We start from the raw sequence: 23015 nt of genomic DNA, 5'->3' as shown, positions 1-23015 counted from the left end.
CGATGAGAGCCCGTAATATTGTCGCCCTAAGCTGCATCAGCACCCTCGTGTTTCCCATGGCCATTTCCGCACAGCGATCTTCTCCGGCAAAATTTGCCACTACTACGGTATTGCAGCAATCCTTCGTAACGCCGCCGGATAGTGTTAAGCCAAGTGTTTATTGGTACTGGATGAACGACAATATTTCAGCCGAAGGCGTAAAGAAAGACCTGGATGCCATGGCGGAAGTGGGTATCGGCCGGGCTTTTATTGGCAACATCGGTTTGGGCGCCAACGAGATCGCGTATGGTAAAGTAAAAATCTTCTCGAAAGAGTGGTACGATATAACGAAAACGGCGATACGGCATGCCGGCCGCCTGGGCATTGATATCGGCCTTTTTAACAGTCCTGGCTGGAGCCAGAGCGGCGGCCCCTGGGTGCAACCGGGGCAATCCATGCGATACCTCGGGTACAGTGAACTGCAGGTGAAGGGCGGCACACATGTGGATACCGTGATCCCCGCGCCCGGTGAACATTTCCGGGATGTAGTGACCCTGGCGGTGCCCGTACCCGTTGGTGACCGTGGCGAAATTGCGTCACACAACGTGAAACTCAGCTCCAACGCCACCATCAAAAATATCAATGGTTTAATGGATGGCAATACCACGGAAGGCGTGGACATTGAAGTGGTGTACAACAACAGTCCTGTTATCATCGATATCGATGTGGAGAAGGCCTATACGGCACGCAGCCTCCTGATATACCCCGCGCAACGCCCAGCAAGGGCCGACTTTGTGCTGCAGGTGCAGAACGGTAAAGGTTATGATAGTGTTACTTCGTTTACGTTCGATCGCACCAATCCCGCACGTAATGTAGGCTTCAAACCCTATGCCCCGGTAAGCATTGCGTTTCCCGCTGTAAAGGCTAAACGGTTTCGGCTGGTGATGAAGAATTCGGGAAATACAGCCTTCGCGGAGTTTAAGCTGCTGTCCGCGCCGCGTATAGAATGGTTCGAGGATAAGCAGCTGGCCAAGATGTTCCAGACGCCTTTGCCATTGTGGAAGGAGTACCAATGGCCGCAACAGGCAGAGCCGGAAGACAGTGTACTGGTCATCAACCCAAACCAGGTAAAGAATATTTCTGCTTATGTTGATAAGGATGGCCGTTTAAACTGGGATGCTCCGTCCGGCCAATGGCTCGTGCTCCGTTATGGCATGTTGCCGACCCAGGTGACCAACGCACCGGCAGTGCCCGAAGGTACCGGGCTCGAAGTCGATAAGATAAACCGCGTTCCCGTACAACAGCACTATGAAGCTTTCATCGGGCAAATTCGGAAAAGCATTCCCGCCGCCGAACGTAAAGCCTGGAAGTGGGTGGTGGCAGACAGCTACGAAACCGGCTCGCAAAACTGGACCGACGATATGGCGAAGGCCTTTAAACAACAATACGGCTATGATCCGCAACCCTGGCTGCCCGTCCTCACCGGCCGCATCGTCCATTCCGCCGACGAAAGCAACCGTTTCCTCTGGGACCTGCGACGGCTGGTGGCCGATCGTGTGGCGTACGAGTACGTAGGCGGATTAAGGCAACAAGCGCATAAAGATGGCTTAAAGTTGTGGCTTGAAAACTACGGCCACTGGGGCTTCCCGTCGGAATTTTTAAAGTATGGCGGACAGGCCGATGAAATTGGCGGCGAATTCTGGAATGAAGGGGAGTTGGGTAATATTGAATGTAAAGCCGCATCGTCCTCCGCACACACCTATGGCAAAAACATCGTGGCCGCGGAGTCTTTCACTGCCGGCGGCGAAACGTTCGCCCGCTATCCCGCGCTGTTGAAGAAACGCGGCGACTGGTCATTTACAGAAGGCATCAACAATACCTTATTACACGTATTTATTTCTCAACCCGATGATGTTCGGCAGCCCGGCATCAACGCATGGTTTGGAACGGAATTTAACCGGCATAATACCTGGTTTACGCAGGGCAAAGCGTTCATCGATTATATCCGCCGATGCAATTACTTATTGCAACAGGGACGCCCGGTAAACGATATCGCCTATTTCATCGGGGAAGATGCGCCGAAGATGACGGGTGTTCGCGTGCCGGAATTACCCACAGGTTACGGCTACGACTATATTAACGCAGACGTGATCCTGCATCGGCTTAATGTAAAAAATGGCCGGCTGGTACTGCCCGAAGGCGTGAGCTATCGTATGCTCGTATTGCCGGAGTTAACGACCATGCGGCCCGAGCTGTTGCAGAAAATAGCGAAGCTGGTGGAACAGGGAGCAGTAGTATACGGCCCTGCGCCCAAAAGTTCTCCAAGTTTGCAACACTATCCGCAGGCGGACCAGCAGATCGGCAAACTGGCATACCAGCTATGGGGCAGCGACCGTTCGTTGAAGAAACGCAAATACGGCAATGGCTGGCTGCTCAATAATATGAGCATGGAAGAAGCGTTGGCGGAAATTCAACTGAAGCCGGATGTGTCGCTTAAAAATAAAGATGTATTGTACGCTCACCGCAGTACGGTGGAAGGCGATGTGTATTTCCTCACGAACCAAACAAATGAAACTGTTTTTATCTACCCGGAATTTCGTGTAAGCGGACTGCAGCCCGAGTTGTGGGATGCGGTAAGTGGAACGATGCGCACGTTGCCCGAATTCACGGCAGTAGGCAAAAGTACCATGGTACCGCTGAAGCTGGAGGGATACGAAAGCGCATTTATTGTTTTCCGTAAACCCGCTACCGGCAACGGCAGAAGCGGCAGCAATTTCCCTACACCAAATACGGTGGTGGAATTGCGCGAGCCGTGGGATGTGAAGTTCGAACGCGAAAAACGAGGCCGGCGAAAACAATTGAAATGGTATCGCTGACCGACTGGAGCCAGCATGCCGATTCGCTTGTGAGAAACTATTCCGGCAACGCGGTATACACAACAACGTTTTCGGTTGGTGAACTGCCGCGGGGCAGGGCTTACATCAACCTGGGAAAGGTAATGGTCATGGCGAAAGTAAAATTGAATGGGGTAGCGGTCGGCTCCGTGTGGACCGCACCCTATCGCACAGAGGTGACGGCCGCATTGAAGAAAGGGCAGAACCGCCTCGAAGTGGAAGTGGTGAACACCGGGTAAACAGGTTGATCGGCGATAGCCGCCTGCCGGAAAAGGACCGTAAAACATGGTTGAACGCGAACCCGTATAAACCCGATAGTAAATATCAGCCGGCCGGACTACTCGGCCCTGTAAAACTGGAGAGCATCGCCTACTAACTGTTTATCAAATTAAAGGGTATCTTGTACTATGAAGCGCATCCCGTTATTGTTCCTTACTTTTTTCTTTTTCTGTTAGCGGTGGCCGCACAGCCGCCTAAGGGCGAGGTGTCGCCGCTCACGCGCAGTTATTTGTCTCCCGTAAAAGTGATTACCCAACAGGGCAAAATTTCCAATATCGCCAAACTGCAACAGGCAGGTAATGGCCAGGCCGATCTGTCGGGCCTGCCGCTTTGCCGCATGTCACCGGGGTCTTTTGTCGTATTGGATTACGGGAAAGAGCTGCACGGCGGCCTGCAACTTGTCGCCGGTGCTTCGCCCCAAAACAGGCCCGTAAAATTGCGGGTGCGTTTCGGCGAATCCGTGAGCGAAACGATGTCGGAAATAGAACCGGTACAAAACGCCACCAATGATCATGCGATGCGCGATATGATCGTGGAAGTGCCTTCGTATGGCAAGATAGAAGTAGGCAATACCGGTTTTCGTTTTGTGCGGATAGATGTGATCGATGAAGTGGATGTACTGCCGCTCAAAGAGGCACGCGCCATCAGCGTTTACAGGAATTTGCCTTACCAGGGCTCCTTCCGTTGCAGCGATGAAAGGCTCAACCAAATATGGCAAACGGCCGCTTACACCGTGCACCTGAATATGCAGGAGTTTTTGTGGGATGGTATTAAACGCGACCGGCTGGTATGGCTCGGCGACATGCACCCTGAAGTAGCTACCATCAACGCGGTTTTCGGTGCGCCCGATCTCGTGCCGGCCAGCCTTGACCTGACGCGTGATATTACCCCGTTACCGAACTACATGAACGGGATTGGCTCTTACTCTATCTGGTGGGTAATTATTCAGCGCGACTGGTACCAATACAGCGGCGACCTGGATTACCTGCGCGCACAAGCTCCTTACCTGAAGGGTCTTTTGGCGCACCTTATCACAAAAATAGGAAGCGATAACAAAGAGAACCTGGACGGTACCCGTTTCCTCGATTGGCCATCCAGCAACGATCCGCAGGCAGTGCATGCCGGCTTGCAGGCGCTTTTGCTCATGAGCATGGACGCCGGTGCATCGCTCAGTGAAACACTGGGCGATAAAGCTACTGCCGCCGCCTGTAAATCCGCCGCTGCCCGTTTGCGCCAGTATCGGCCCGATCCGGGCCAGTCCAAACAGGCCGCTGCACTGCTGGCATTGTCCGGGTTAGCGCCTGCCGCCAAAATGAACAGTGATATCATTGCGAAAGGCGGGGTTAAAAATTACTCTACGTTCTACGGCTACTATATGCTGCAGGCCAAAGCCATGGCCGGCGATTACGAAGGCGCTATGAACGACATCCGCACCTATTGGGGCGCTATGCTCGATATGGGCGCCACTACCTTCTGGGAAGACTTCAACATGGAGTGGCTGCCCAACGCAGCACGTATCGATGAGCTGGTGCCCGCCGGTAAAAAAGATATCCATGGCGACTATGGCGCTTATTGTTACAAAGGATTCCGTCACAGCTTATGTCACGGATGGGCTTCCGGCCCGGCGCCCTGGCTCACGGAACATGTGCTGGGCGTGCAGGTGGCGGCGCCAGGATGCAAAATCATCAAAATAAAACCCCATCTGGGCAGCCTCAGCTTCGCGGAGGGAACTTACCCCACGCCGTACGGGATCGTGCGTATTAAGCACGTAAAACAGGCGAATGGCAAAGTGAAAACGGAAGTGAAGGGGCCTGCGCAGGTGAAGATTGTAACAGAATAACTACATTTGCCGGCTATGTACACCCGGCAAGAAGCATCGCAGCTGCGACAGGCATTCTGGACCAGCTTTGGAAAATACATGTCGCCCATACTTTCCGCAGATGGCGAAAAGATCAACTGGATCAATTACAAAACCGGTATCAAACATATCCGTTTTACCATGGAGGCAGATACCAAAACCGCTGTAATCGCAATTGCCATCGACCATCCGGACGAGGCGACACGCAGCCGGTATTTTCAGCAATTACTGCAATTGCAGTCTTTTTTGCATGAAACGCTTGGCGAAACGTGGGCGTGGAACGAGGCGGCAAATAATGAATACGGGCAGGCTGTCAGCCTTATCCAAAAGGAGTTGAAACCCGCAAACATCTTTGATCAAACGCAGTGGGGAGCGGTAATTTCGTTCCTTAAACAGCGGATCATAGCGCTGGATGAGTTCTGGAGCATGGTAAAGGGTGGATTTGAGCGGTAGATTATTTAACTTTGCGCCCGGATACAAATTTGCCACCAAAACATGCCTGTTAAACAGCTGAAGCGGAGTTACCGTAAAGTAAAATATATTTTATACCGGGAAACATTAGTAGACACCAGAGAGCACATCATTACGTTCATTGGCGCCTTCGTCGGCATTGCGCTCATCGGTTTAATTAACAGTAAATATTTGATCGCCAACGAAAACCTGTTCCTGATAGGTTCCTTCGGCGCTTCGTCTGTATTGATCTATGGCGTGATCAACAGCCCGCTCGCGCAGCCGCGTAACTTAATCGGCGGACATGTGATCAGCGCGCTCATCGGCGTCATCTGTCATAAGATATTTCCTACGGAATTGTGGTTGGGCGGGGCTTTGGCCGTTGCCTTATCCATCGTGGCAATGCAGATCACAAAAACGCTCCATCCACCCGGCGGTGCAACTGCGCTGATCGCCAATATGGGTACGCCAAGAATTGAATCGCTGGGATTTTTATATGTATTAAGCCCGGTGCTTACGGGTGTACTGATCCTGTTAGCCGTAGCGCTTGTCGCTAACAACGCGACCAAACACCGTAGTTATCCCACTAAACCGATGTTCCGGCGTCGTTAGGCCTCTACTAATTGTTTCAGGCCTTCCAGCACCGTGTTCCAGTTTTCTTCGGAGTGTTTGCGGGACGCTTCGTCCGCATTGTTATCCTGCGTGATGGTAAGCACCGTTTTTCCCTGCTGTTCGGAAATTTCGTAAATCACATTTGCATAGTTTTCGGGGATGTCTTCTTTGCCCGACATGCCACTGAAGTACGTCGTATGCAATCGTTTTTCGGGTACGATATCGACGATGGTGCCTTTGTCCTCATACGGTTGTCCCTTCCATTCTCCTTTGTAAGTAATAGGACTTCCTTTCTGCCAGTCGGTGATCGTATTGGTGCCAAACAGGTATTCTCGGATCATATCGGGGTCGGTGAGGGCCTCCCATACTTTATCCGGCGTGGCATTGATCGCAATAGCAGCTTTGGCAGTGAATTTGTTTGACATAAACATGGATTTGCTGTCAACAACACAAATAACATGCTATATTTAAGCTTATGAGAAAAATAAACCTCCTCTTTTTTGTCCTTTTGTTGATGGCCGGTTGCGCCCCGCAGCCGTATAAAGCGACGAATAAAGCTTACCGGCAGCAGGCCAAAACACTCGCGGCCGACTTACGCAATCAGCCTTCGCCCGTGCCCGTAGATTCACTCAACCAGCCCAATTGGTGGGCGGGTACGGTAAATTTTAATTTGCGGAAACCAAACTTCGTGATCATTCATCACACCGCGCAAAACTCCTGCGATCAAACGTTGAAAACTTTTACGGTAACGCGTACGCAGGTAAGCGCGCATTACGTGATCTGCCGCGATGGCGTCATTCATCATATGTTGAATGATTATCTCCGCGCCTGGCACGGCGGCCTGTCGAAATGGGGCAATATGACCGACATTAATTCTGCTTCCATTGGGATAGAACTCGATAATAATGGTAATGAACCCTTTGCGCCTATGCAGGTGCGTAGTTTACTCGTGCTGCTCGATACGTTGAAGCATCGCTATAACATTCCCACTGCCAACTTCATCGGCCATGGCGATATCGCGCCCCGCCGTAAAGTAGATCCCAGTGTCTATTTCCCCTGGCAATCTTTAGCAGAAAAAGGTTTTGGACTTTGGTACGATACAACGGCCGTTTCATTGCCAGCCAGCTTCGAAACGCTGACCGCGTTACGTATCGTGGGGTATAATGTACAGGACAGCACCGGCGCCGTGGAGGCGTTCCGTCGCAAGTTTATGCCCGGCGATTCCACGAAGGGGGCGCAAATGAGTGAGGCGGAAAGGAAAGTATTGTACAGCATCATGAAGCAATCACAATAACTATTCTACGGCCAATTCGCGGTCGATCTATTAAAAATGGTAATGCGAAGGAAGCGGGCAAGGAATTTCGTATTTTTAATTTGTGCAACCATTAGGATACGACATTATACAACAAGGCGAAAACGCATTATTGCTGAACTGGCCCCAACGGATAGATCCCGCTGTGAACGCGGCCGTAATGGCTGCTTTCCGTCGCCTGCAACAGCTCTCGCCCCGCTGGGTAAGGGACCTGATTCCCGCCTACGCCTCGCTAACCATCGTCTACGATGCGCTTTACATTTACGCGGAATTGGACAAAGACGTGGCCGGCTGGGTAAGCCTGCAGGTGCCGGCATTATTATCCGGCACTGAAAATATTACCGCCACCCCGGCCCGGCAGATCGACATACCAGTGTGTTACGATCCTGCATACGGGCTTGATATTACCGCGCTGGCCGGGCAAAAGGAGATGAGCGTGGAGGAACTGATCGCGCTGCACACCGGCCGGTCATATACCGTGTACATGTTGGGCTTTTTGCCAGGTTTTCCGTATATGGGAACGGTAGCCGAACAGCTGGTGGCGCCAAGGTTATCGAAACCACGGCCCCTCGTACCGGCAGGCAGCGTCGGCATTGCAGGCGCACAAACCGGTATTTACCCGCTGGCATCACCCGGCGGCTGGAACATCATCGGTCAAACACCCCTCCGTATGTTTGACGCGGCGCGGGAACCGGCAAGTTTTTGCCAGCCCGGTGACGAAGTGACCTTTGTGCCCATTTCAGCCAGGGAATTTGATCAACTTAAAAAGCAATCGTGAGCATACGTGTACTACAACCCGGCCTGATGGATACTATCCAGGATCTCGGCCGGTACGGATACCAGCACCTGGGCATCAATCCCGGCGGCGCCATGGACCGCATTGCGGTACGTGCAGCCAATGCCCTCGTTGGCAACCCGGCGGGCGAAGGGGTGCTGGAAATGCACTTCCCCACATCCTCTTTCCTGTTCGAATCCGGCGCTATCATCGCCTTATCCGGCGGTGATTTCACCGCGATGATAGACGGACGGGTATTGCCGCTAAACAAACCGGTGCTGGTAGCTGCGCAGGCGTTGCTGTATTTCAAGGGGCCGGTGTCCGGCGCGCGTTGTTACATGGCCGTACGCGGCGGCTTTGATCTCGAACCCTGGATGGGCAGCTACTCCACCCATTTAAAAGCAGGAGCCGGCGGGTTTCACGGACGTGCATTACAAAAGAACGACATGTTGCCGCTGAAGCAGAAAGCCAACTACGCAAAGTTGCTCGACCGTAAAGACTTCAAGGTATTGCCCCGGATGATCTATACGCAGAACATGTATGTCACAACGGAACTGCGCATCACTGCGGGAAGTGAATTCACGCTGCTAAGTGAACAGGAGCAATTGTTTAATCACAGCTTCGATTGTACAAGGCACTGCGACCGCATGGGCTACCGGCTCGAAGGCGTGGCGTTAAAGCATTATAAAGAAGGGGAGTTGCTGTCGTCGGGTGTTACACGCGGCGCGATACAGCTGATGCCCGACGGACAAATGATCATCCTGACGGCAGACCATCAAACCACGGGCGGTTATCCGCGTATCGGGCATGTGATCGCGGCGGATCTTCCATCGCTGGCGCAACACCGCCCTGCGCAGCCGTTACGCTTTACATTAGTAAGCGTGAATGATGCCATAGCAGCTCACCACGAACAAACGCAACGTTTGCATTTGCTCGAAAATGCCTGTAAATTACAACTGGAAAAGTGGAGGCAAGCATATGACTTATATTGATCTGAATTGCGATCTGGGAGAAGGCATCGGTAATGATGCCGCCATCATACCTTTCATCAGCAGCGCGAATATCGCTTGCGGATTTCATGCCGGCGATGAAGATACCATGCGCCGCACAGTAGACCTGGCCATGCAATACGACGTGGCGGTAGGCGCACATCCCGGGTTTAATGATAAGGCTAATTTCGGCCGCACTAACCAGCAACTGGAAGGCAACGAGCTGTTCGACCTGGTAACGCAGCAGGTGTATGCCTTACAGCACATCTGCCGAGAACAGGGCGCTAAACTTCGACACGTGAAACCGCATGGCGCGTTGTATAATATGGCCGCCGCCTCCCGCGACATGTCCGTAATCATTGCTGCCGCTATCAAAGAGGTAGACGCCGAACTGCGGCTCTTTGGCTTGAGCGGCAGTTTCCTCATAAGTGAAGCCCGGGCCGCTGGTCTAGGCACGGCTTCCGAAGTATTTGCCGACCGTACGTACCTCGAAGATGGTTCACTTACGCCGCGCAGTATGCCCGGCGCCGTGATCAAAAGCGAAGAACTGGCACTGGAACAGGCATTACAGATGGTGACCACGGGTAAGGTATATGCCATTACAGGAGAACTGGTGCCCATTTTGGCAGAAACGGTATGCTTGCATGGCGATGGCGAGCATGCCGCTGCATTTGCAAAACGAATCAACCAATCATTTATTCAACACCAACTAATTATCCGCTACCCTTGAAAAAGCAGCCTGCATCCGCCATTGGCGGCGCAATATTCCTGATGGCTACCTCGGCCATCGGCCCGGGTTTCATTACGCAAACCACCGTGTTCACACAACAACTCGCCGCCGCTTTCGGTTTCGTGATACTTGTATCGATATTACTGGATATTGGCGCGCAGCTGAATATCTGGCGCGTGTTAACGGTGACGGGTACACGGGCGCAGGATTTATCTAATAATTTACTCCCGGGTTTAGGGTATGTATTGGCTGGCTTGGTAGTGATAGGCGGCCTTGCCTTCAACATCGCCAATATCGGCGGCTGCGGTTTAGGGATGAACGTGTTGTCTGGCATGCCCGTTAATTACGGCGCCATCCTTAGCGGCATATTGGCGCTGGTGATTTTCTGGATGAAGGAAGCCGGTAAAATGATGGACCATTTTGCCCGCTGGCTGGGTATCCTGATGATCGTACTCACCCTGTACGTCGCAGTCAGTTCACATCCGCCGGTCACCGAGGCATTGCAACAAAGTGTTTGGCCCTCGAAAATCGATGCCAATTCTATTATTACCCTGGTAGGCGGTACGGTAGGTGGATACATTAGTTTCGCCGGCGCACACCGTCTGCTGGATGCCGGTATCAGCGGAAAGGAATCGTTACCGGTAGTGAGTCGCGCGGCCGTTAGCGGTATTTTAATTACCGGTTTGATGCGCACCCTTTTATTCCTGGCAGCTTTGGGCGTTGTGACGGCCGGAGCGGTGTTGAATGCCGGTAATCCCGCGGCAGACGTTTTCCGTCACGCGGCAGGAGAGGTAGGGTACCGATTTTTCGGCGTGGTGCTTTGGAGTGCGGCCATCACATCTGTAGTAGGCGCCGCTTATACATCGGTTTCTTTTATGAAGACGTTCCATCCTATAATAGCCCGGTACGAGAAATGGCTGATCTCGGCCTTTATCGTGTTCTCTACCCTGGTATTTACAGCCGTCGGTAATCCCGTGAAACTGCTGGTAATGGCGGGGGCATTAAACGGATTGATCCTGCCAGTGGCCCTGGCGGTTATGCTGATTGCAGCTTCGCGGCCGGTTGTCCGGAGCGTATACAAACACCCGGTGTGGATGCAGGTGTCCGGCTGGGCTGTAGTGTTGGTCATGGGCTGGCTATGCGGTGTTACAATTAAGGGCTGGTTATCGGGCTGGATTCATTAGTTTTGCGTTATGAAAGATTACAAAAATTACTTCATACTGGCCGCACCGCCGGAAGACGTGTACAAAGCGCTGACAAACCCGGCGACGATCCGCCTCTGGAGCGGGGAGCCTGCGATCATGAGCACCGAACCAGGCTCCGAGTTTTCGCTCTGGGATGATAGCATCGCGGGACGTAATATCGAGTTTGAAGACGATCGTAAAGTAGTGCAGGAGTGGTATTTCGGCGAACAGGAAGTGCCTTCGATCGTTACCATCATCCTGCATCCACATAAAAAGGAACTTCTGTAGAACTGAAACATACCAACATTCCCGATGAAGCTTACGACGACATCGTGGAAGGCTGGAACGATGCCTATTTCGGCTCACTTATCGACTTTTATACCGAATAGGAGTAATGAAAACCGCTACGGTCAACGAACTGAAGAAAGAATTGCAGGAAGTACCGCACGCCCGGCTTGTAGAGTTGTGCGTGCGGCTGTCCAAGCACAAGCAGGAAAACAAGGAGTTACTCACCTACCTGCTGTTTGAAGCCCACGATGAACAACAATACGTGGAATCCGTGAAAGCGATGATGGATGAGGAATTCTCCCAACTCTCCACCGCCGGATTATATTTTGTGAAAAAGAATCTCCGGAAGATATTGCGCATCACCAATAAGCATATTCGCTACGCGGCTTCCAAACCAGCGGAAATAGAGCTGTTGCTGTATTTCTGCCGGAAGGTGAAAACGTCCGGTATTCGTATGCGCGACAGCGTTGCTATTATGAGCTTGTATGCGTCGCAGCTGAAAAAGATCGGGAAACTAATCGACGGACAGCACGAAGACCTCCAATATGATTATCGCCGCGAGCTGGAAAAGTTATCTGTTTAAAGGAAAAAGCTGTTCTACGGCTGTTTTCCGGAAGGCAAAAACTTCGCGCAATTGCCTGCCTACAAACAAGGCATTCGCCAGGTCGCCGATCCAGCCATAGGGGATGCGGTAATGGACGATGTCCGTCATTTCCACACCGCCCGCTACTTCCCTGAAATGGTGTTGATGATGCCACAGGCTATAAGGGCCAAACCGTTGCTCGTCCACAAAGTACACCCCGTCTTTCACGTGCGTGATCTCCGTCATCCAGTACATCTTTATGCCCAGCAACGGCCGGATCGTGTATTCAATGATCTGTCCCGGGTAAATAGGTGCGGCAGACGTGCCACTCGTCACCACAAAACGCATCGATGGCGGGGTGATTTTAGCCAGGTTGCCGGGATTACTGAAAACGCCCACGCTTCGGTAAGCGAAATGGGCAGGTGTTGACGGGCGTGTAGACGATATGTACGTGACAATGAGCATAATTTTATCCGCAATATACTACTGCTTTCAATAGTTTTCGCGGCGCATTCTAAAGAAGTGTTAAAATGGATTGATTATTTTGTTTACGGGAAAATCGGTGTAAATAGAAGAAAATCAGTCAGATAGGCGCGCGTTTGATGTGGCTCATCCGTAGTATGACGAAAAGTATTTCACACAGTTTGGCATGCCGCTTGTTTTTTACTCATCAAACAAACTTATTAGCCATGAAAAACATATTAATCACTGCTTCAGTATTAGGTGCCGCCGCGGCAGGCGTAATTTTGTACATGCGTAACCGCGATCGTGTAGACACAGCAATCGGCGAAGTAAAAGATAACGCCCGCAATGCATTCAAAAAATGAACAAACATTACCGTCGCGCAGAAAAGAACGCGCAGCATTCCATGCAACACGCCATGAGCTGATTATGGATACGCGATAGCGAAAACATGCAAGTACTGCGCCTCAGGCGGCAGTAGTGTATAAAGAAAGAAGGTCTACCCGTTATGCGGGCAGGCCTTCTTTGTTTTTCATCTTTTAGAAAGATGTTTTACTTTAGCGTACCAATGTTCACCCAAACCTACTGTATGTCCATTAATGTGATCAAGAAAAACAATATCAATATCGTGGGTAATCCCGATGCGGCCGAAACGATTGTATTCGGCCATGGATTTGGTTCCAGCCAGGAGGCGTTTAACTACATGCTTCCTCACTTTGAGAAAGATTACCGCATTGTGTTGTATGATAATATGGGGGTGGCAAGTCTGATTTGTCGGCATTCAATGTTGCGAAATATAGTTCTTTGCAGGGATATGTACTCGACCTGGTGGATATTTTCCGCGAACTGGGGTTGAGAAATGTGATCTACGTAGGGCATTCGATGAACGGTATGGTAGGGCTGCTGACTGCTATTCGTTATCCTGAATTTTTCAAAAAATGATATTGGTGGGCGCGAGTCCACGTTACCTGAATGATGAAGCGGCGAATTATATCGGCGGCTTTAACCAGGAAGCACTGGATGGCCTCTACGAAACGATGCGCGCAAATTATAAAGCATGGACTGCGGGTTTTTCCGCGATGGTAATGGCTGCACCCGACCGGCCGGACCTGGTGCAGGAGTTTGGCGCAAGTTTAGCAGATATTCGGCCGGATATTGCCCTGTTTGTGGCGAAAGTGATATTTGAATCCGACTACCGCACGGAATTGGGGAAAACCAAAGTACCCACGCTCGTGATGCAAACGCGGGAAGATGTAGCGGTACCGCTACAGGTGGGAGACTACCTGCATCAACACATCCCGGACAGCCGGTTGGTGGTGGTAGATGCCAATGGTCACTTCCCGCATATGTGCGCACCGGATGCGGTAGCCAAAGGCATCATCGACTTTATCTAGATTTCATCCTAAAACCGTACTGTGAGCAATTGGGAGCGTAAGGCAGTTTTATTTATGGACCATACCAGCAAGTGGGATATTTCGAACGACTGTGATTTGTTTATACCTTTTGTGCTGGATTTACTGCGGGGTAATACTTCGGCTTATCTTACATTGCAGATCGTGATGGAGGACAGCTATACTGCCCGTATCAAAAATGCTACACCATCATTCCTGGAGGATTTAGCTTTTAATCCAAGCCGCCTCGATGGCTTCATGGAGAAGCACCGCAATGAACTGGTGTTCTGGCGCGATATCCCGCAAAATAATGTATTCGATCACCTGCTATTGGCGTTGTCATCCGCGGTAATCATGCCTATTGAGTGTAATGGCAAACACCGGCTGATGATATTCGGGTGGAGCGGACCTCAGGAGTTCAGCGAGAGCTTCCGTGATTTCGTGACCCTGGCGCAATCGCGCATCAACGACATCCTGAACCAGGGCTATTCGCATAACACACTGCAGCGTACCGGTGATCGTTTCGCTGCCATCCTGGAAGTTATTCCACAGGCCGTGATATTTATCGACGGCAATGGCATGCCGGGCTGGGTGAATCATAAAGCGGCACGCCTGCTGGGCCTGCATCACACAGGCGAATACGCCCCATCGGAATTATCTGACGCCATGGGAGCATTACGGTCACGCCTCGTAAACCGCGACGAAGTAAACGAACGGGCCGCCGAGATATTTAACAACCCGGAACTGGTGCCCGAAAACTGGATCTGGAATGTCGGCGGACCGGAGCCCGCGAAATATAGGGTGTGCTTGTTGCCGCTGGAGGTGAGAGGGGGCAGGGGAATGTGTGGTTGTTTGAGGAAATGAAATAAAAAGTTCGCAATCTCACGATTGCGAACTGAAAATAAGACTATATTATACAAGCTTACACGCCCGCCCCGACTCCATTCTCTTTCACCGCGCCTAACAACGCTTTGTCAAATGCCTGCGACAGGTCATGTTTAATGTCGTCAATATGCTCAATACCCAAGGAAATACGCAACAGTCCCGGCTCAACACCTGCAGATACCTGCTCCTGCTCGGTAAGCTGCTCGTGCGTTGTCGTTGCCGGATGAATGATCAGCGTTTTCGCATCGCCCACGTTCGCAAGGTGGCTGATCAGCGTAAGGTTATTTACCAGGGCATCCGCTACTGCTTTTCCACCCTTCACCTTAAATGATAATACACCGCCGAAACCATTACGCAGATAGCGTTTCGCAAGATCATGATACTTGCTGCTTTCCAATCCCGGGTAATTCACATAAGATACTTCCGGGTGTTGCTCCAGCCATTTGGCCAACAGCAGTGCATTGTCTACGGTACGCTGCACACGCAGGGAAAGTGTTTCCACCCCTGCAGGAACAGGAAAGAGTTGAAAGGGCTCAGTGACGGCCCCCAGGTACGTAAACCTGTTACACGAAGACGAATGATGTATGCGATATTGCCAAACGGACTGTGGCTGCCGAATATCTCCCAGAATTTCATGCCGTGATACGCTTCGTCAGGCGAGGTGAATTGCGGGAACTTGCCGTTGCCCCAATTGAAATTACCACCATCGACAATCACGCCGCCGATACTGTTGCCATGTCCGCCGATCCACTTGGTGGCTGATTCTACCACGATGTTCGCACCGTGATCGAAAGGGCGGAACAAGTACCCCGCCGCGCCAAAGGTATTATCCACAACCAGTGGAATATCATGCTTTTTAGCAATAGCGGCTATTTTCTCGAAGTCCGGTATGCTGAACCCGGGGTTGCCAATGGCTTCCAGGTACAGGGCCCTGGTGTTTTCGTCGATCGCCTTCTCAAAATTCTCCGGCTGATCAACGTCCACGAACCGCGCTTCTATGCCAATGCGTTTAAACGACACCTTAAACTGGTTGTACGATCCGCCATACAGGTGTGACGAGGTCACGAAATTGTCGCCGGGCAGCAGCAGGTTGTGCAGCGCCGGGAACTGCGAAGCCTGACCAGATCCCACAGCCACCGCACCCACACCGCCTTCCAGCGCCGCGATACGTTTTTCAAAGGCATCTGTAGTCGGGTTCATGATACGGGTGTAAATGTTACCGAATTCCCGCAGCCCGAACAGGTTGGCCGCATGTTCCGAACTGTTGAAAACGTAAGAAGAGGTCTGGTAAATAGGCACTGCACGTGAATTCGTAGCTGGGTCGGGGCTTTGTCCCGCATGCACCTGCAGGGTGTCAAAATGAAGCTGGTGTGTAGACATGTTAACGGAATTTATAAAAGTTGTGTAATTCTACCAAATTAGTAGACTAATACTTCCCCACCAAATTTTTATCCCTTTATTTTAGCCGGCAGACGGATCTTTTTCAGCCGCACCCGGCAACAGGATCATTATCCGAAAATTCCGGCGCAGGATGTCCCGGTGAGGGAAGTGGTGCCAAATGCTGTCGAAAATTGTGGTGAATGCGCTAAAAAGCGGGGATGGAATCGGGGTAAAGCCGGTAAACCTCCGGTCACCGCGTGCCGACTGAACAACGCCGGAGGACGGTGCATGGATCCTAAGACGATCCTAACAGGATCGTAACTAAAACCTAACTGAAACCCCAGTGTTTTAGCGCTATTTAGCTATATTTTAGTTACAGTTAGTTACCTTCCTCTTACAATCGTATAAGGATCAATTACTTGTGTAATGGCATAACGGGGCGTTTTTACAGCCTCAGGCGATCCCGGCAATTTACGGGCTTTACAGCGGTGGATTGTTAATGAGGAAAAGCGGATAGCCGGTCAGGGAAGGAGTGCTGATCGCCCCTAAAAAAGCGATAACTGGCCTGTTTCCGGCTTAGACGGGCCTTCTCCGAAGTTGGACAGGGTAATGCCCAGTAAGCGGATTTTGACGTCCTCCAGGCCCGTTTTTGCCAACAGGTCTTTGGCGGTTGCGGCGATCGTGTCCAGGTCACCAATGGGGGAGAAGAAGGAGTGATTGCGCGTGATCTGCCGGAAGTCGGCGTACTTCACTTTAAGGGTGACTGTACGGCCCTTTAGCCCATAACGTTGCAGGCGGTCGAACACCGTGCGGGCAATTTTGTCCAGCTCGGCGTTCATGTCGTCCTGGTCCGTTAAGTCGTACGCGAACGTGTCCTCGGCGCCGAGCGACTTTGTTTCGCGGTGCGGCTGTACTTCGCGGTCGTCGATGCCCCGCACGATGCGGAAAAAGAAGCGGCCTGTTTTACCGAAGTAGCGCGATAATTCATCTTCGGTCAGCTTCTTCAGATCCGCGCCGGTGAAGAGCTGCATCCGGTTCATTTTGTCCGCCGTCACCTTGCCTACGCCAAAGAACTTTTCTACCGGCAGTTGCTCCATGAAGGTTTCGATCTGTGCAGGATCAATGAATGTAAGCCCATCGGGCTTATTCATGTCTGACGCTATCTTCGCCACGAATTTATTAATCGAAACGCCGGCGGAAGCGGTGAGCTGCAACTCTTCCCTGATCGCCGCCCGTATTTCCTGCGCGATCGCAATGGCGGACGTCATATTGCGCTTGTTTTTTGTCACGTCGAGATATGCTTCATCGAGCGACAGTGGCTCAATTAAATCGGTGTAACGCCGGAAAATCTCGCGTACCTGTTGCGACACTTCTTTGTAGGCTGCAAAACGCGGGCGCACAAAAATAACATGTGGACATAACTGCACCGCTCTTTTCGAAGGCATCGCCGACCGGATACCAAACTTCCGCGCCTCATAACTGGCCGTCGCCACCACGCCGCCCCGGCCATCCGGCGAACCACCGACCACGATGGGTTTGCCGCGGTATTCCGGGTTGTCGCGCTGCTCTACGGAGGCGTAGAATGCGTCCATGTCAATATGGATGATCTTGCGATGCATAGCGCGAAGTTAGCTAATCATTTGATGCATAAAAAAGACCGGTGTATTTCAACGCCGGTCTTTAGTTTGCCGTATCGACAGGCGTTTTACGAAACGCCGGAGAGTAAAGGTAAAACTTCCATAATCGTTGCGCAGGAGCGGAAGTTCTCGTGTTCTACCACCACATCCACCCGTTCGATTTCCCAGGTAATGTGATAGGGGATATGGATCCCATGGCCGCCAATACCCAGTACGGGCAGTACGTCGGACTTCAGCGAGTTGCCGATCATGAGAAATTCTTCGGGTTTAATATCGAGGTGACGGATCAGTTTTAAGTAATCGGCTTCCTGTTTATCCGACATGATTTCGATGTGATGGAAATAATGCTCCAGGCCCGACTTTTTCAATTTGCGTTCCTGGTCCAGCAGATCGCCCTTTGTAGCTACTACCAGGCGGTAATTGCCCTTCAGTGCTTTAAGCGTGTCCTCAATGCCGTCCAGTAATTCTACAGGCTTTTGCAGCATTTCCTTCCCAAAATCCATGATTTGTTGCACAACGGTAATGGGTGCACGGCCATCGCTCACACGGATCGCTGTTTCGATCATTGACAGGATAAATGCTTTGATCCCATAGCCATACAGCTTCAGGTTGGCGATCTCCGTCTGCAACAGTTCGCGTTCTATGGAGTGATGCGGAAGATAGTCCTCCAACAGGGCGCATAATTTGTATTCGGTTTCCTGGAAGTAGGGCTCATTTACCCATAATGTATCGTCTGCGTCGAATGCTATTACTTTAATCATAATCGTTCTTTTCTAAAATTGGGGTTCACAAAAATAGTAAACATTTTCGTTTGCGCACCGCAGTACGAAAGCTACAGTTTGGGCAGTGCTGTCCGTTGTGCGGTGTAAATGCCCGACTGTCCGCTAAAGTAGTACGCGGTAAAACAGGCTACTGCAAAGAACAGGATGTGCTGGGTGCCGAACAATTCCGCGCCCATCAACGTACAGGCGATCGGGGTGTTGGTCGCCCCGGCAAATACGGCGATGAAACACAGGCCGGCAAAAAGATCTACCGGGGCGCCCATCAGCAAAGCGATCGTATTGCCTAAAGTGGCGCCAATGAAAAACAAGGGTGTTACTTCACCGCCTTTAAAACCCATGGCGAGGGTAATTACGGTGAAAATGAGTTTCCAGAGCCAGCTGAAAGTTTCCGCGCCGCCCTCATGGAAAGCCGCGGTGATACTGATGTTGCCGGTTACGCCAAGGCCAATATAGTCCCGCGTGCCGAGAACCCAGCATAAAGCAATTACGATCACGCCGCCAACTCCCGGCGCTAGCCAGGCCGGACGAATATACTGGACCGCCAGTTTTTTCACCGTGTGCATGGATATGGAAAACAATCGCGCCGCGAGACCTGAGCTTACCCCTGCGATGATCACTTTGCCGAGCAGCAGGAAGCCCGCCAGGCTGAGGTCTTTGATAAAAGGTGTGGCAATCTGGTATTGGGTATGATGGATGCCCCACTCGGAGCAAACGAGATCGGCGAATACGCTGGCCGCTAAACATGGCACCAGTGCATCGTAGCGCATGGCGCCAATGGCCAGTACTTCCATGGCGAACACCGCGCCGGTCAGTGGAGTTCCGAATACCGCACCAAAGCCGGCGGCAATACCGCACATCAGTAAAATACGGCGGTCTTCCGCGGTCAGTTTGATGAGGCGGGAGAGCCAGTCGGCCATGCTGCCGCCAATTTGTACCGCAGTACCTTCACGCCCCGCCGAGCCGCCGAACAGGTGGGTGATGACGGTCGTGGCCAATACTAAAGGCGCCATACGGGCGGGCACACCGGCGCCGGGCTGGTGTATTTCTTCAAGCACCAGGTTGTTACCGGCTTCCGCATTCTTACCTGATTTCTTATACAGGAAGTGGATGCCAATGCCTGCTAATGGCAGCAGATACAGTAGCCACGGTTGTTGCAGGCGAAGGGTAGTTGCTTCGTCGAGCAGCCAGAGAAAAAGCGCGACCAGCGAACCGGCCAGCATTGCAATGGGAATGGATAGTAAAGTCCATTTTATAAGATGGAAAAGTAACGAAGTGGCTTTTTTCATGAAGTAGGTAAGTCAAATGCTTCTGCCAGCAACTCAAAGGAGCGAAGGCGTTGTTCAAAAGAATATGTCATCGTGGCCACTACAATTTCGTCTACATCAAACGCATCGGCAAGCGCCTGCAGCTGCTCTTTCACCTGGTCTTTCGTGCCGGCGATCATGCGGTGGCGGTTATGTCGGATACGTGCCTGTTCTTCCGGCGAGTACACCACGTCTTTAATCGAATCGTAACCACCGGGCTGCTCAAAATTGCCTTTTTCAAATTGTAAAAGACGATAGTCCGTCTGCGCGCGCATCTCATGGGCTATCTGCTCCGTTTCGCCACACAGCACCGTAATCGACAAAATTGCATGCGGCTCCGGAAAGCGCTCAGAACCTTTGAATTTGTTGCGGTATATATCAACGATCTCTGGCGGGGCCTGACCATTAATAAATTTTGCGATGGCCAATCCCATCCCAAACCTGGCGGCAATGCGGGCACTGTCGCCGCTGGAGCTCAATATCCATTGTGCGGGAACAGTTGCTGCCTGTGGCACGGCCAATACGGGTCCATATTGTGTTTTAGCGGAATCGCGGAAATAGTGTTGCAGGTGCTCCAGCTGTTCCAGGTAACTATTTTCCGCAAAGTCGTTAGAGGGATTGAGAAGCGCCGCATGAATACGATCGCCCCCGGCGCACGGCCCATTCCCAGGTCAATGCGGCCGGGAAAAAGCGTTTCGAGCATGCGGAAATTCTCCGCTACCTTCAACGCGCTGTGATTCGGTAACATGATGCCGCCCGACCCGATGCGGATAGACGTTGTTTCGTCGGCCAGCTTCACCATTAACAGTTCCGGCGCAGAACCCGCAATGGAGCTGCTGCCATGATGCTCCGACACCCAGAAGCGATGATAGCCTAATTCTTCCGCACGTTTCGCCGTGATGATCGTTTCTTCCAGTGCCTGTTTTGCCGTGCCGCCTTTCCGGACGATAGACTGGTCAAGAACACTGAGTTTAAGTTGATGCTTTCCCACTGTATCTGTTTTCAGTTGTAAATTTAATAACATTCCGCTTACGCTGGTCTTTAGCTGGAAAGGAGGATATTTACTATCTTCGGAGCCTAATCCATTAGCTTATGTCCATATCAACGCAGGAAGAATTACTGGGAATGCAGAAGATTAGCGATGCGGTCGGAAAAACCCTTAGCCAGATGCGCGCGTACGCCCGTCCGGGTATGACTACCAAAGAACTCGACGAATACGGCGGCACGCTGCTTCAACAATACGGCGCCCGCTCCGCGCCCAGGTTAACATACGGTTTTCCGGGCTGGACGTGTATCAGTGTTAATAATGAAATTGCGCATGGCATGCCCTCCGACAAAACAATTTTGCAGGAAGGCGACCTTATAAATGTAGATGTTTCTGCGGAGCTGGGCGGTTTCTGGGCCGATAATGGCGGCTCTTTTATACTGGGAGAGGATATTCATCAACACAGCAAACTGGTAGATACTTCCAAGCTGATTTTGCACAAAGCGATCCATCATATACGCGGTGGCGTGCGTATTGCCGAAATTGGCAGGCTCATCGAAAATGAGGCCCGTAAAGCCGGTTACCGGGTAATCAAAAACCTGACGGGACATGGTGTAGGGCGCGCCCTGCACGAAGAACCGCATGAAATTGCCTGCTTCTACGATCGCTTTAACCGCGAACGTTTTAAGAAGAACAGTGTGGTGGCTATCGAAACCTTCATTTCCACCAACGCCAGCTATGCCTACACGCAATCCGATGGCTGGACGCTCAAGGCCCGCGACAACAGCTTCGTGGCGCAACATGAGCATACGATCGTGGTAACCGACGGCAGGCCGATCATCCTGACGGAAAGTAACGGCATCTGGAACTAAACTTATATGGAAATAACGAAGCGGGGCATCTTAAGGAAAATGTTTCTTAAGATGCCCCGCTCGCTTCTAATAAGACGGCAAGTACAGATTGATCTGGCGCCTATGGCCGATATGGCCTTTCTTGTAGTAATGTTTATGATGATGGGCAGCAAATGGAAGCCGCTTAGCACCATCGATATTCAATACGCGGTGGCGCAAAGCCATGGTGGTGGAAGCGCTCATGAAATGTACATCTCCATTGACCGCTATGGCCGCTGCTGGTTGCAGCCCGCGCTCGATGAACGGGCATTTAAGCCGCTCCCGCAGGATTTGTATCCCTGGCTGGCGAACGCGTCGAAAAATAGCCGTTTTTGTATAAGGGCGGATGCACGCACTTCGTTCAAGCACATCCACAAGGTCATGCAAACGCTAAAGGCCGCAGGCGTGCATAAAGTCGACTTAATAGTAAGTGCTAAAATGTATCATCCACCAACTCCTTATTAATCATCGCCCCGGCCTTGTTGCCCATAGCTATAGCATTCGCCACGCTGCGGAACATCGTGGTATTATCCCCTGCCGCATAAATCCCCGGCACATTCGTCTTGGAAAATCCGTCCACTATAATAAACCCGTGCTCATCCAAAGAACAGCCAAGCTGCTCCGGGAGCTTCGTTTTCTGCTCAAAAGGCAGTTTCGCATACAGTGCCTGCAAAGGCTCGCTGCTGCCGTCTTTGAACACAATGCTGCTTATCTTTCCCTGCTCGTGTACCACTTCCGCTATTGCCTTCGGGTTGATGTGGATGCCACGGGCTTTCAGCTTCGCTTCCTTTTCCGGATCGATGGTGCTCGGGCCGTTCGTAAATAGGGTCAGCTTTTTTGTCAGGTTGTTGATCAGTTTGGCGAATTCAAAAGCCATATCGCCGTTGGCCATGATGCCGGTTGCCTGCCCGCGCACTTCGTAACCGTGGCAGTAGGGGCAATGGATCACCGTAATTCCCCAGCACTCGGCAATGCCTTTAATGTTATCGGGCATCATATCCCTGATGCCTGTGGCGAATAATAGCTTCTTTGCCTGAAATTGCTGACCGTCGGCCGTTGTAACAATAAAGCCGGGCTTTACATCCGTTACATTGCCCTGCAGAAAGCTCACGGTAGGGTAAGCCGCTACCTGCTTCCGCGCCAGTTGCGCAATTTCGGCGGGCGTATCGCCATCATGGGTAATGAAATTATGAGAATGGGGCGTTTGTTTATTACAGGGATCGCCACCATCTATGACCAATGTAGTCCGCAGAGAGCGGCCAAGGGCCATGGCGCCGGAAAGGCCGGCATAACTGCCGCCTACGATAATCACGTCGTATTGTTGCATAATGCCAAAGATAAGACAAAATGCAATAATGTTGCAAAT

Annotated in this window: 25 protein-coding genes and 2 pseudogenes; 19 read left to right on the top strand and 8 right to left on the bottom strand. The window is 51.6% G+C overall.

The window, feature by feature from the left end; genetic code table 11:
- Nucleotides 1–2 precede the first annotated feature (2 nt).
- The 6 genes from MKQ70_RS10300 to MKQ70_RS10280 are packed head-to-tail and all read left to right on the top strand — an operon-like array spanning nt 3 to nt 6072.
- Nucleotides 3–2855, top strand: a complete 2853-nt coding sequence (locus tag MKQ70_RS10300; protein ID WP_248070471.1) for a glycosyl hydrolase — start codon at nt 3–5, stop codon at nt 2853–2855.
- Nucleotides 2843–3112, top strand: a complete 270-nt coding sequence (locus MKQ70_RS10295; protein ID WP_248070470.1) for a glycosylhydrolase-like jelly roll fold domain-containing protein — start codon at nt 2843–2845, stop codon at nt 3110–3112. Before MKQ70_RS10300 ends, MKQ70_RS10295 begins: the two co-directional genes overlap by 13 nt.
- Before the next feature lie 5 nt (nt 3113–3117).
- Nucleotides 3118–3249, top strand: coding sequence for a hypothetical protein (locus MKQ70_RS38160; protein WP_282456355.1), 132 nt, complete (start codon nt 3118–3120; stop codon nt 3247–3249).
- 24 nt (nt 3250–3273) lie between these two features.
- The gene (locus tag MKQ70_RS10290; RefSeq protein ID WP_248070468.1) at nt 3274–4992 is read left to right on the top strand and encodes an alpha-L-rhamnosidase-related protein; all 1719 of its coding nucleotides are present in this window, start codon (nt 3274–3276) and stop codon (nt 4990–4992) included.
- A gap of 15 nt (nt 4993–5007) precedes the next feature.
- Nucleotides 5008–5463: a DUF4268 domain-containing protein gene (locus MKQ70_RS10285; RefSeq protein WP_248070466.1), complete on the top strand. Its 456-nt coding sequence runs from the start codon at nt 5008–5010 to the stop codon at nt 5461–5463.
- A gap of 42 nt (nt 5464–5505) precedes the next feature.
- Nucleotides 5506–6072 carry an HPP family protein gene (locus MKQ70_RS10280; RefSeq protein ID WP_248070464.1) on the top strand — a complete coding sequence of 189 codons (567 nt, stop codon included), beginning with the start codon at nt 5506–5508 and terminating at the stop codon, nt 6070–6072.
- Here the strand turns inward: MKQ70_RS10280 and MKQ70_RS10275 are convergent.
- Complete coding sequence (locus MKQ70_RS10275) at nt 6069–6497, bottom strand: SRPBCC family protein (RefSeq protein ID WP_248070462.1); 429 nt, start codon at nt 6495–6497, stop codon at nt 6069–6071. The genes MKQ70_RS10280 and MKQ70_RS10275 overlap by 4 nt on opposite strands.
- Before the next feature lie 50 nt (nt 6498–6547).
- On the opposite strand from MKQ70_RS10275, the gene MKQ70_RS10270 reads away from it, so the two are divergent.
- The 7 genes from MKQ70_RS10270 to MKQ70_RS10240 all read left to right on the top strand — a co-directional run bounded on the left by MKQ70_RS10270 (nt 6548) and on the right by MKQ70_RS10240 (nt 11933).
- Entirely contained in the window at nt 6548–7366 is an 819-nt protein-coding gene (locus tag MKQ70_RS10270) for an N-acetylmuramoyl-L-alanine amidase (protein WP_248070461.1), read from the top strand.
- 82 nt (nt 7367–7448) lie between these two features.
- Entirely contained in the window at nt 7449–8162 is a 714-nt protein-coding gene (pxpB, locus tag MKQ70_RS10265) for a 5-oxoprolinase subunit PxpB (protein ID WP_248070459.1), read from the top strand.
- The gene (locus tag MKQ70_RS10260) at nt 8159–9151 is read left to right on the top strand and encodes a 5-oxoprolinase subunit C family protein (RefSeq protein ID WP_248070458.1); all 993 of its coding nucleotides are present in this window, start codon (nt 8159–8161) and stop codon (nt 9149–9151) included. The genes pxpB and MKQ70_RS10260 overlap by 4 nt, the downstream gene beginning before the upstream one ends.
- Nucleotides 9138–9878 (top strand): 5-oxoprolinase subunit PxpA, encoded by a 741-nt coding sequence (locus MKQ70_RS10255; RefSeq protein ID WP_248070456.1) that lies wholly within the window; start codon nt 9138–9140, stop codon nt 9876–9878. The genes MKQ70_RS10260 and MKQ70_RS10255 overlap by 14 nt, the downstream gene beginning before the upstream one ends.
- Nucleotides 9875–11062 carry an NRAMP family divalent metal transporter gene (locus MKQ70_RS10250; RefSeq protein WP_248070454.1) on the top strand — a complete coding sequence of 396 codons (1188 nt, stop codon included), beginning with the start codon at nt 9875–9877 and terminating at the stop codon, nt 11060–11062. Before MKQ70_RS10255 ends, MKQ70_RS10250 begins: the two co-directional genes overlap by 4 nt.
- 9 nt (nt 11063–11071) lie before the next feature.
- A complete protein-coding gene (locus MKQ70_RS10245; RefSeq protein ID WP_248070452.1) occupies nt 11072–11350 on the top strand; it encodes an SRPBCC domain-containing protein in 279 nt (92 codons plus the stop codon).
- Nucleotides 11351–11456: 106 nt separating this feature from the next.
- Entirely contained in the window at nt 11457–11933 is a 477-nt protein-coding gene (locus MKQ70_RS10240; RefSeq protein WP_248070450.1) for a hypothetical protein, read from the top strand.
- On the opposite strand, the gene MKQ70_RS10235 is transcribed toward MKQ70_RS10240, so the two are convergent.
- The gene (locus tag MKQ70_RS10235) at nt 11922–12398 is read right to left on the bottom strand and encodes an SRPBCC family protein (RefSeq protein ID WP_248070449.1); all 477 of its coding nucleotides are present in this window, start codon (nt 12396–12398) and stop codon (nt 11922–11924) included. The genes MKQ70_RS10240 and MKQ70_RS10235 overlap by 12 nt on opposite strands.
- A 224-nt stretch (nt 12399–12622) precedes the next feature.
- Here MKQ70_RS10235 and MKQ70_RS10230 point away from each other — a divergent pair, with 224 nt between their 5' ends.
- From MKQ70_RS10230 to MKQ70_RS10215, 4 genes are all read left to right on the top strand, one after another.
- Complete coding sequence (locus MKQ70_RS10230; RefSeq protein ID WP_248070447.1) at nt 12623–12760, top strand: hypothetical protein; 138 nt, start codon at nt 12623–12625, stop codon at nt 12758–12760.
- 224 nt (nt 12761–12984) lie between these two features.
- On the top strand, nt 12985–13251 hold the full coding sequence (locus MKQ70_RS10225; protein WP_248070445.1) for an alpha/beta fold hydrolase: 267 nt from the start codon (nt 12985–12987) through the stop codon (nt 13249–13251).
- 91 nt (nt 13252–13342) lie between these two features.
- Nucleotides 13343–13789 carry an alpha/beta fold hydrolase gene (locus tag MKQ70_RS41130; protein ID WP_248070444.1) on the top strand — a complete coding sequence of 149 codons (447 nt, stop codon included), beginning with the start codon at nt 13343–13345 and terminating at the stop codon, nt 13787–13789.
- 54 nt (nt 13790–13843) lie between these two features.
- Entirely contained in the window at nt 13844–14650 is an 807-nt protein-coding gene (locus tag MKQ70_RS10215) for a PAS domain-containing protein (RefSeq protein ID WP_248070442.1), read from the top strand.
- A 58-nt stretch (nt 14651–14708) separates the two neighbouring features.
- On the opposite strand, the pseudogene MKQ70_RS10210 reads toward MKQ70_RS10215, so the two are convergent.
- The 5 genes and pseudogenes from MKQ70_RS10210 to MKQ70_RS10190 form a co-directional block, all read right to left on the bottom strand.
- Nucleotides 14709–16051: pseudogene (locus MKQ70_RS10210) on the bottom strand (O-acetylhomoserine aminocarboxypropyltransferase/cysteine synthase family protein).
- Between the two features lie 545 nt (nt 16052–16596).
- Nucleotides 16597–17670: a DNA polymerase IV gene (dinB, locus tag MKQ70_RS10205; protein ID WP_248070440.1), complete on the bottom strand. Its 1074-nt coding sequence runs from the start codon at nt 17668–17670 to the stop codon at nt 16597–16599.
- Nucleotides 17671–17756: 86 nt separating this feature from the next.
- Nucleotides 17757–18449, bottom strand: coding sequence for an HAD family hydrolase (locus MKQ70_RS10200; protein ID WP_248070438.1), 693 nt, complete (start codon nt 18447–18449; stop codon nt 17757–17759).
- 71 nt (nt 18450–18520) lie between these two features.
- Nucleotides 18521–19756, bottom strand: a complete 1236-nt coding sequence (locus MKQ70_RS10195) for a voltage-gated chloride channel family protein (RefSeq protein WP_248070437.1) — start codon at nt 19754–19756, stop codon at nt 18521–18523.
- Nucleotides 19753–20798: pseudogene (locus MKQ70_RS10190) on the bottom strand (LLM class flavin-dependent oxidoreductase). Before MKQ70_RS10190 ends, MKQ70_RS10195 begins: the two are co-directional and overlap by 4 nt.
- A 68-nt stretch (nt 20799–20866) precedes the next feature.
- Between MKQ70_RS10190 and map the strand changes: the two are divergent.
- Both map and MKQ70_RS10180 read left to right on the top strand, forming a co-directional pair.
- A complete protein-coding gene (map, locus tag MKQ70_RS10185; protein WP_282456350.1) occupies nt 20867–21631 on the top strand; it encodes a type I methionyl aminopeptidase in 765 nt (254 codons plus the stop codon).
- 51 nt (nt 21632–21682) lie between these two features.
- Nucleotides 21683–22114, top strand: coding sequence for an ExbD/TolR family protein (locus tag MKQ70_RS10180; RefSeq protein WP_248070431.1), 432 nt, complete (start codon nt 21683–21685; stop codon nt 22112–22114).
- Here MKQ70_RS10180 and MKQ70_RS10175 read toward each other — a convergent pair.
- Complete coding sequence (locus tag MKQ70_RS10175) at nt 22083–22976, bottom strand: NAD(P)/FAD-dependent oxidoreductase (RefSeq protein WP_248070429.1); 894 nt, start codon at nt 22974–22976, stop codon at nt 22083–22085. The two genes, MKQ70_RS10180 and MKQ70_RS10175, sit on opposite strands and share 32 nt — an antisense overlap.
- Between the last annotated feature and the right edge of the window lie 39 nt (nt 22977–23015).

Source organism: Chitinophaga sedimenti, from assembly GCF_023156195.1.
Taxonomy (GTDB): domain Bacteria; phylum Bacteroidota; class Bacteroidia; order Chitinophagales; family Chitinophagaceae; genus Chitinophaga; species Chitinophaga sedimenti.
Note: the sequence above shows the minus strand (reverse complement) of the source record. Positions and strands in the feature narration are given on the sequence as shown.

Bases quoted from the DNA above. Each gene is read 5' to 3' on its own strand.
- MKQ70_RS10230 (WP_248070447.1), top strand. From the start codon at position 12,623: ATGAAAAACATATTAATCACTGCTTCAGTATTAGGTGCCGCCGCGGCA.
- MKQ70_RS10255 (WP_248070456.1), top strand. From the start codon at position 9,138: ATGACTTATATTGATCTGAATTGCGATCTGGGAGAAGGCATCGGTAAT.
- MKQ70_RS10195 (WP_248070437.1), bottom strand. From the start codon at position 19,756: ATGAAAAAAGCCACTTCGTTACTTTTCCATCTTATAAAATGGACTTTA.
- MKQ70_RS10235 (WP_248070449.1), bottom strand. From the start codon at position 12,398: ATGCTCATTGTCACGTACATATCGTCTACACGCCCGTCAACACCTGCC.
- MKQ70_RS10285 (WP_248070466.1), top strand. From the start codon at position 5,008: ATGTACACCCGGCAAGAAGCATCGCAGCTGCGACAGGCATTCTGGACC.
- MKQ70_RS10225 (WP_248070445.1), top strand. From the start codon at position 12,985: ATGTCCATTAATGTGATCAAGAAAAACAATATCAATATCGTGGGTAAT.
- dinB (WP_248070440.1), bottom strand. From the start codon at position 17,670: ATGCATCGCAAGATCATCCATATTGACATGGACGCATTCTACGCCTCC.
- MKQ70_RS10300 (WP_248070471.1), top strand. From the start codon at position 3: ATGAGAGCCCGTAATATTGTCGCCCTAAGCTGCATCAGCACCCTCGTG.
- MKQ70_RS10270 (WP_248070461.1), top strand. From the start codon at position 6,548: ATGAGAAAAATAAACCTCCTCTTTTTTGTCCTTTTGTTGATGGCCGGT.
- MKQ70_RS10275 (WP_248070462.1), bottom strand. From the start codon at position 6,497: ATGTCAAACAAATTCACTGCCAAAGCTGCTATTGCGATCAATGCCACG.
- MKQ70_RS10245 (WP_248070452.1), top strand. From the start codon at position 11,072: ATGAAAGATTACAAAAATTACTTCATACTGGCCGCACCGCCGGAAGAC.
- MKQ70_RS10200 (WP_248070438.1), bottom strand. From the start codon at position 18,449: ATGATTAAAGTAATAGCATTCGACGCAGACGATACATTATGGGTAAAT.
- MKQ70_RS10240 (WP_248070450.1), top strand. From the start codon at position 11,457: ATGAAAACCGCTACGGTCAACGAACTGAAGAAAGAATTGCAGGAAGTA.
- MKQ70_RS10280 (WP_248070464.1), top strand. From the start codon at position 5,506: ATGCCTGTTAAACAGCTGAAGCGGAGTTACCGTAAAGTAAAATATATT.
- MKQ70_RS10215 (WP_248070442.1), top strand. From the start codon at position 13,844: ATGGACCATACCAGCAAGTGGGATATTTCGAACGACTGTGATTTGTTT.
- map (WP_282456350.1), top strand. From the start codon at position 20,867: ATGTCCATATCAACGCAGGAAGAATTACTGGGAATGCAGAAGATTAGC.
- MKQ70_RS10180 (WP_248070431.1), top strand. From the start codon at position 21,683: ATGCCCCGCTCGCTTCTAATAAGACGGCAAGTACAGATTGATCTGGCG.
- MKQ70_RS10295 (WP_248070470.1), top strand. From the start codon at position 2,843: ATGGTATCGCTGACCGACTGGAGCCAGCATGCCGATTCGCTTGTGAGA.
- MKQ70_RS10175 (WP_248070429.1), bottom strand. From the start codon at position 22,976: ATGCAACAATACGACGTGATTATCGTAGGCGGCAGTTATGCCGGCCTT.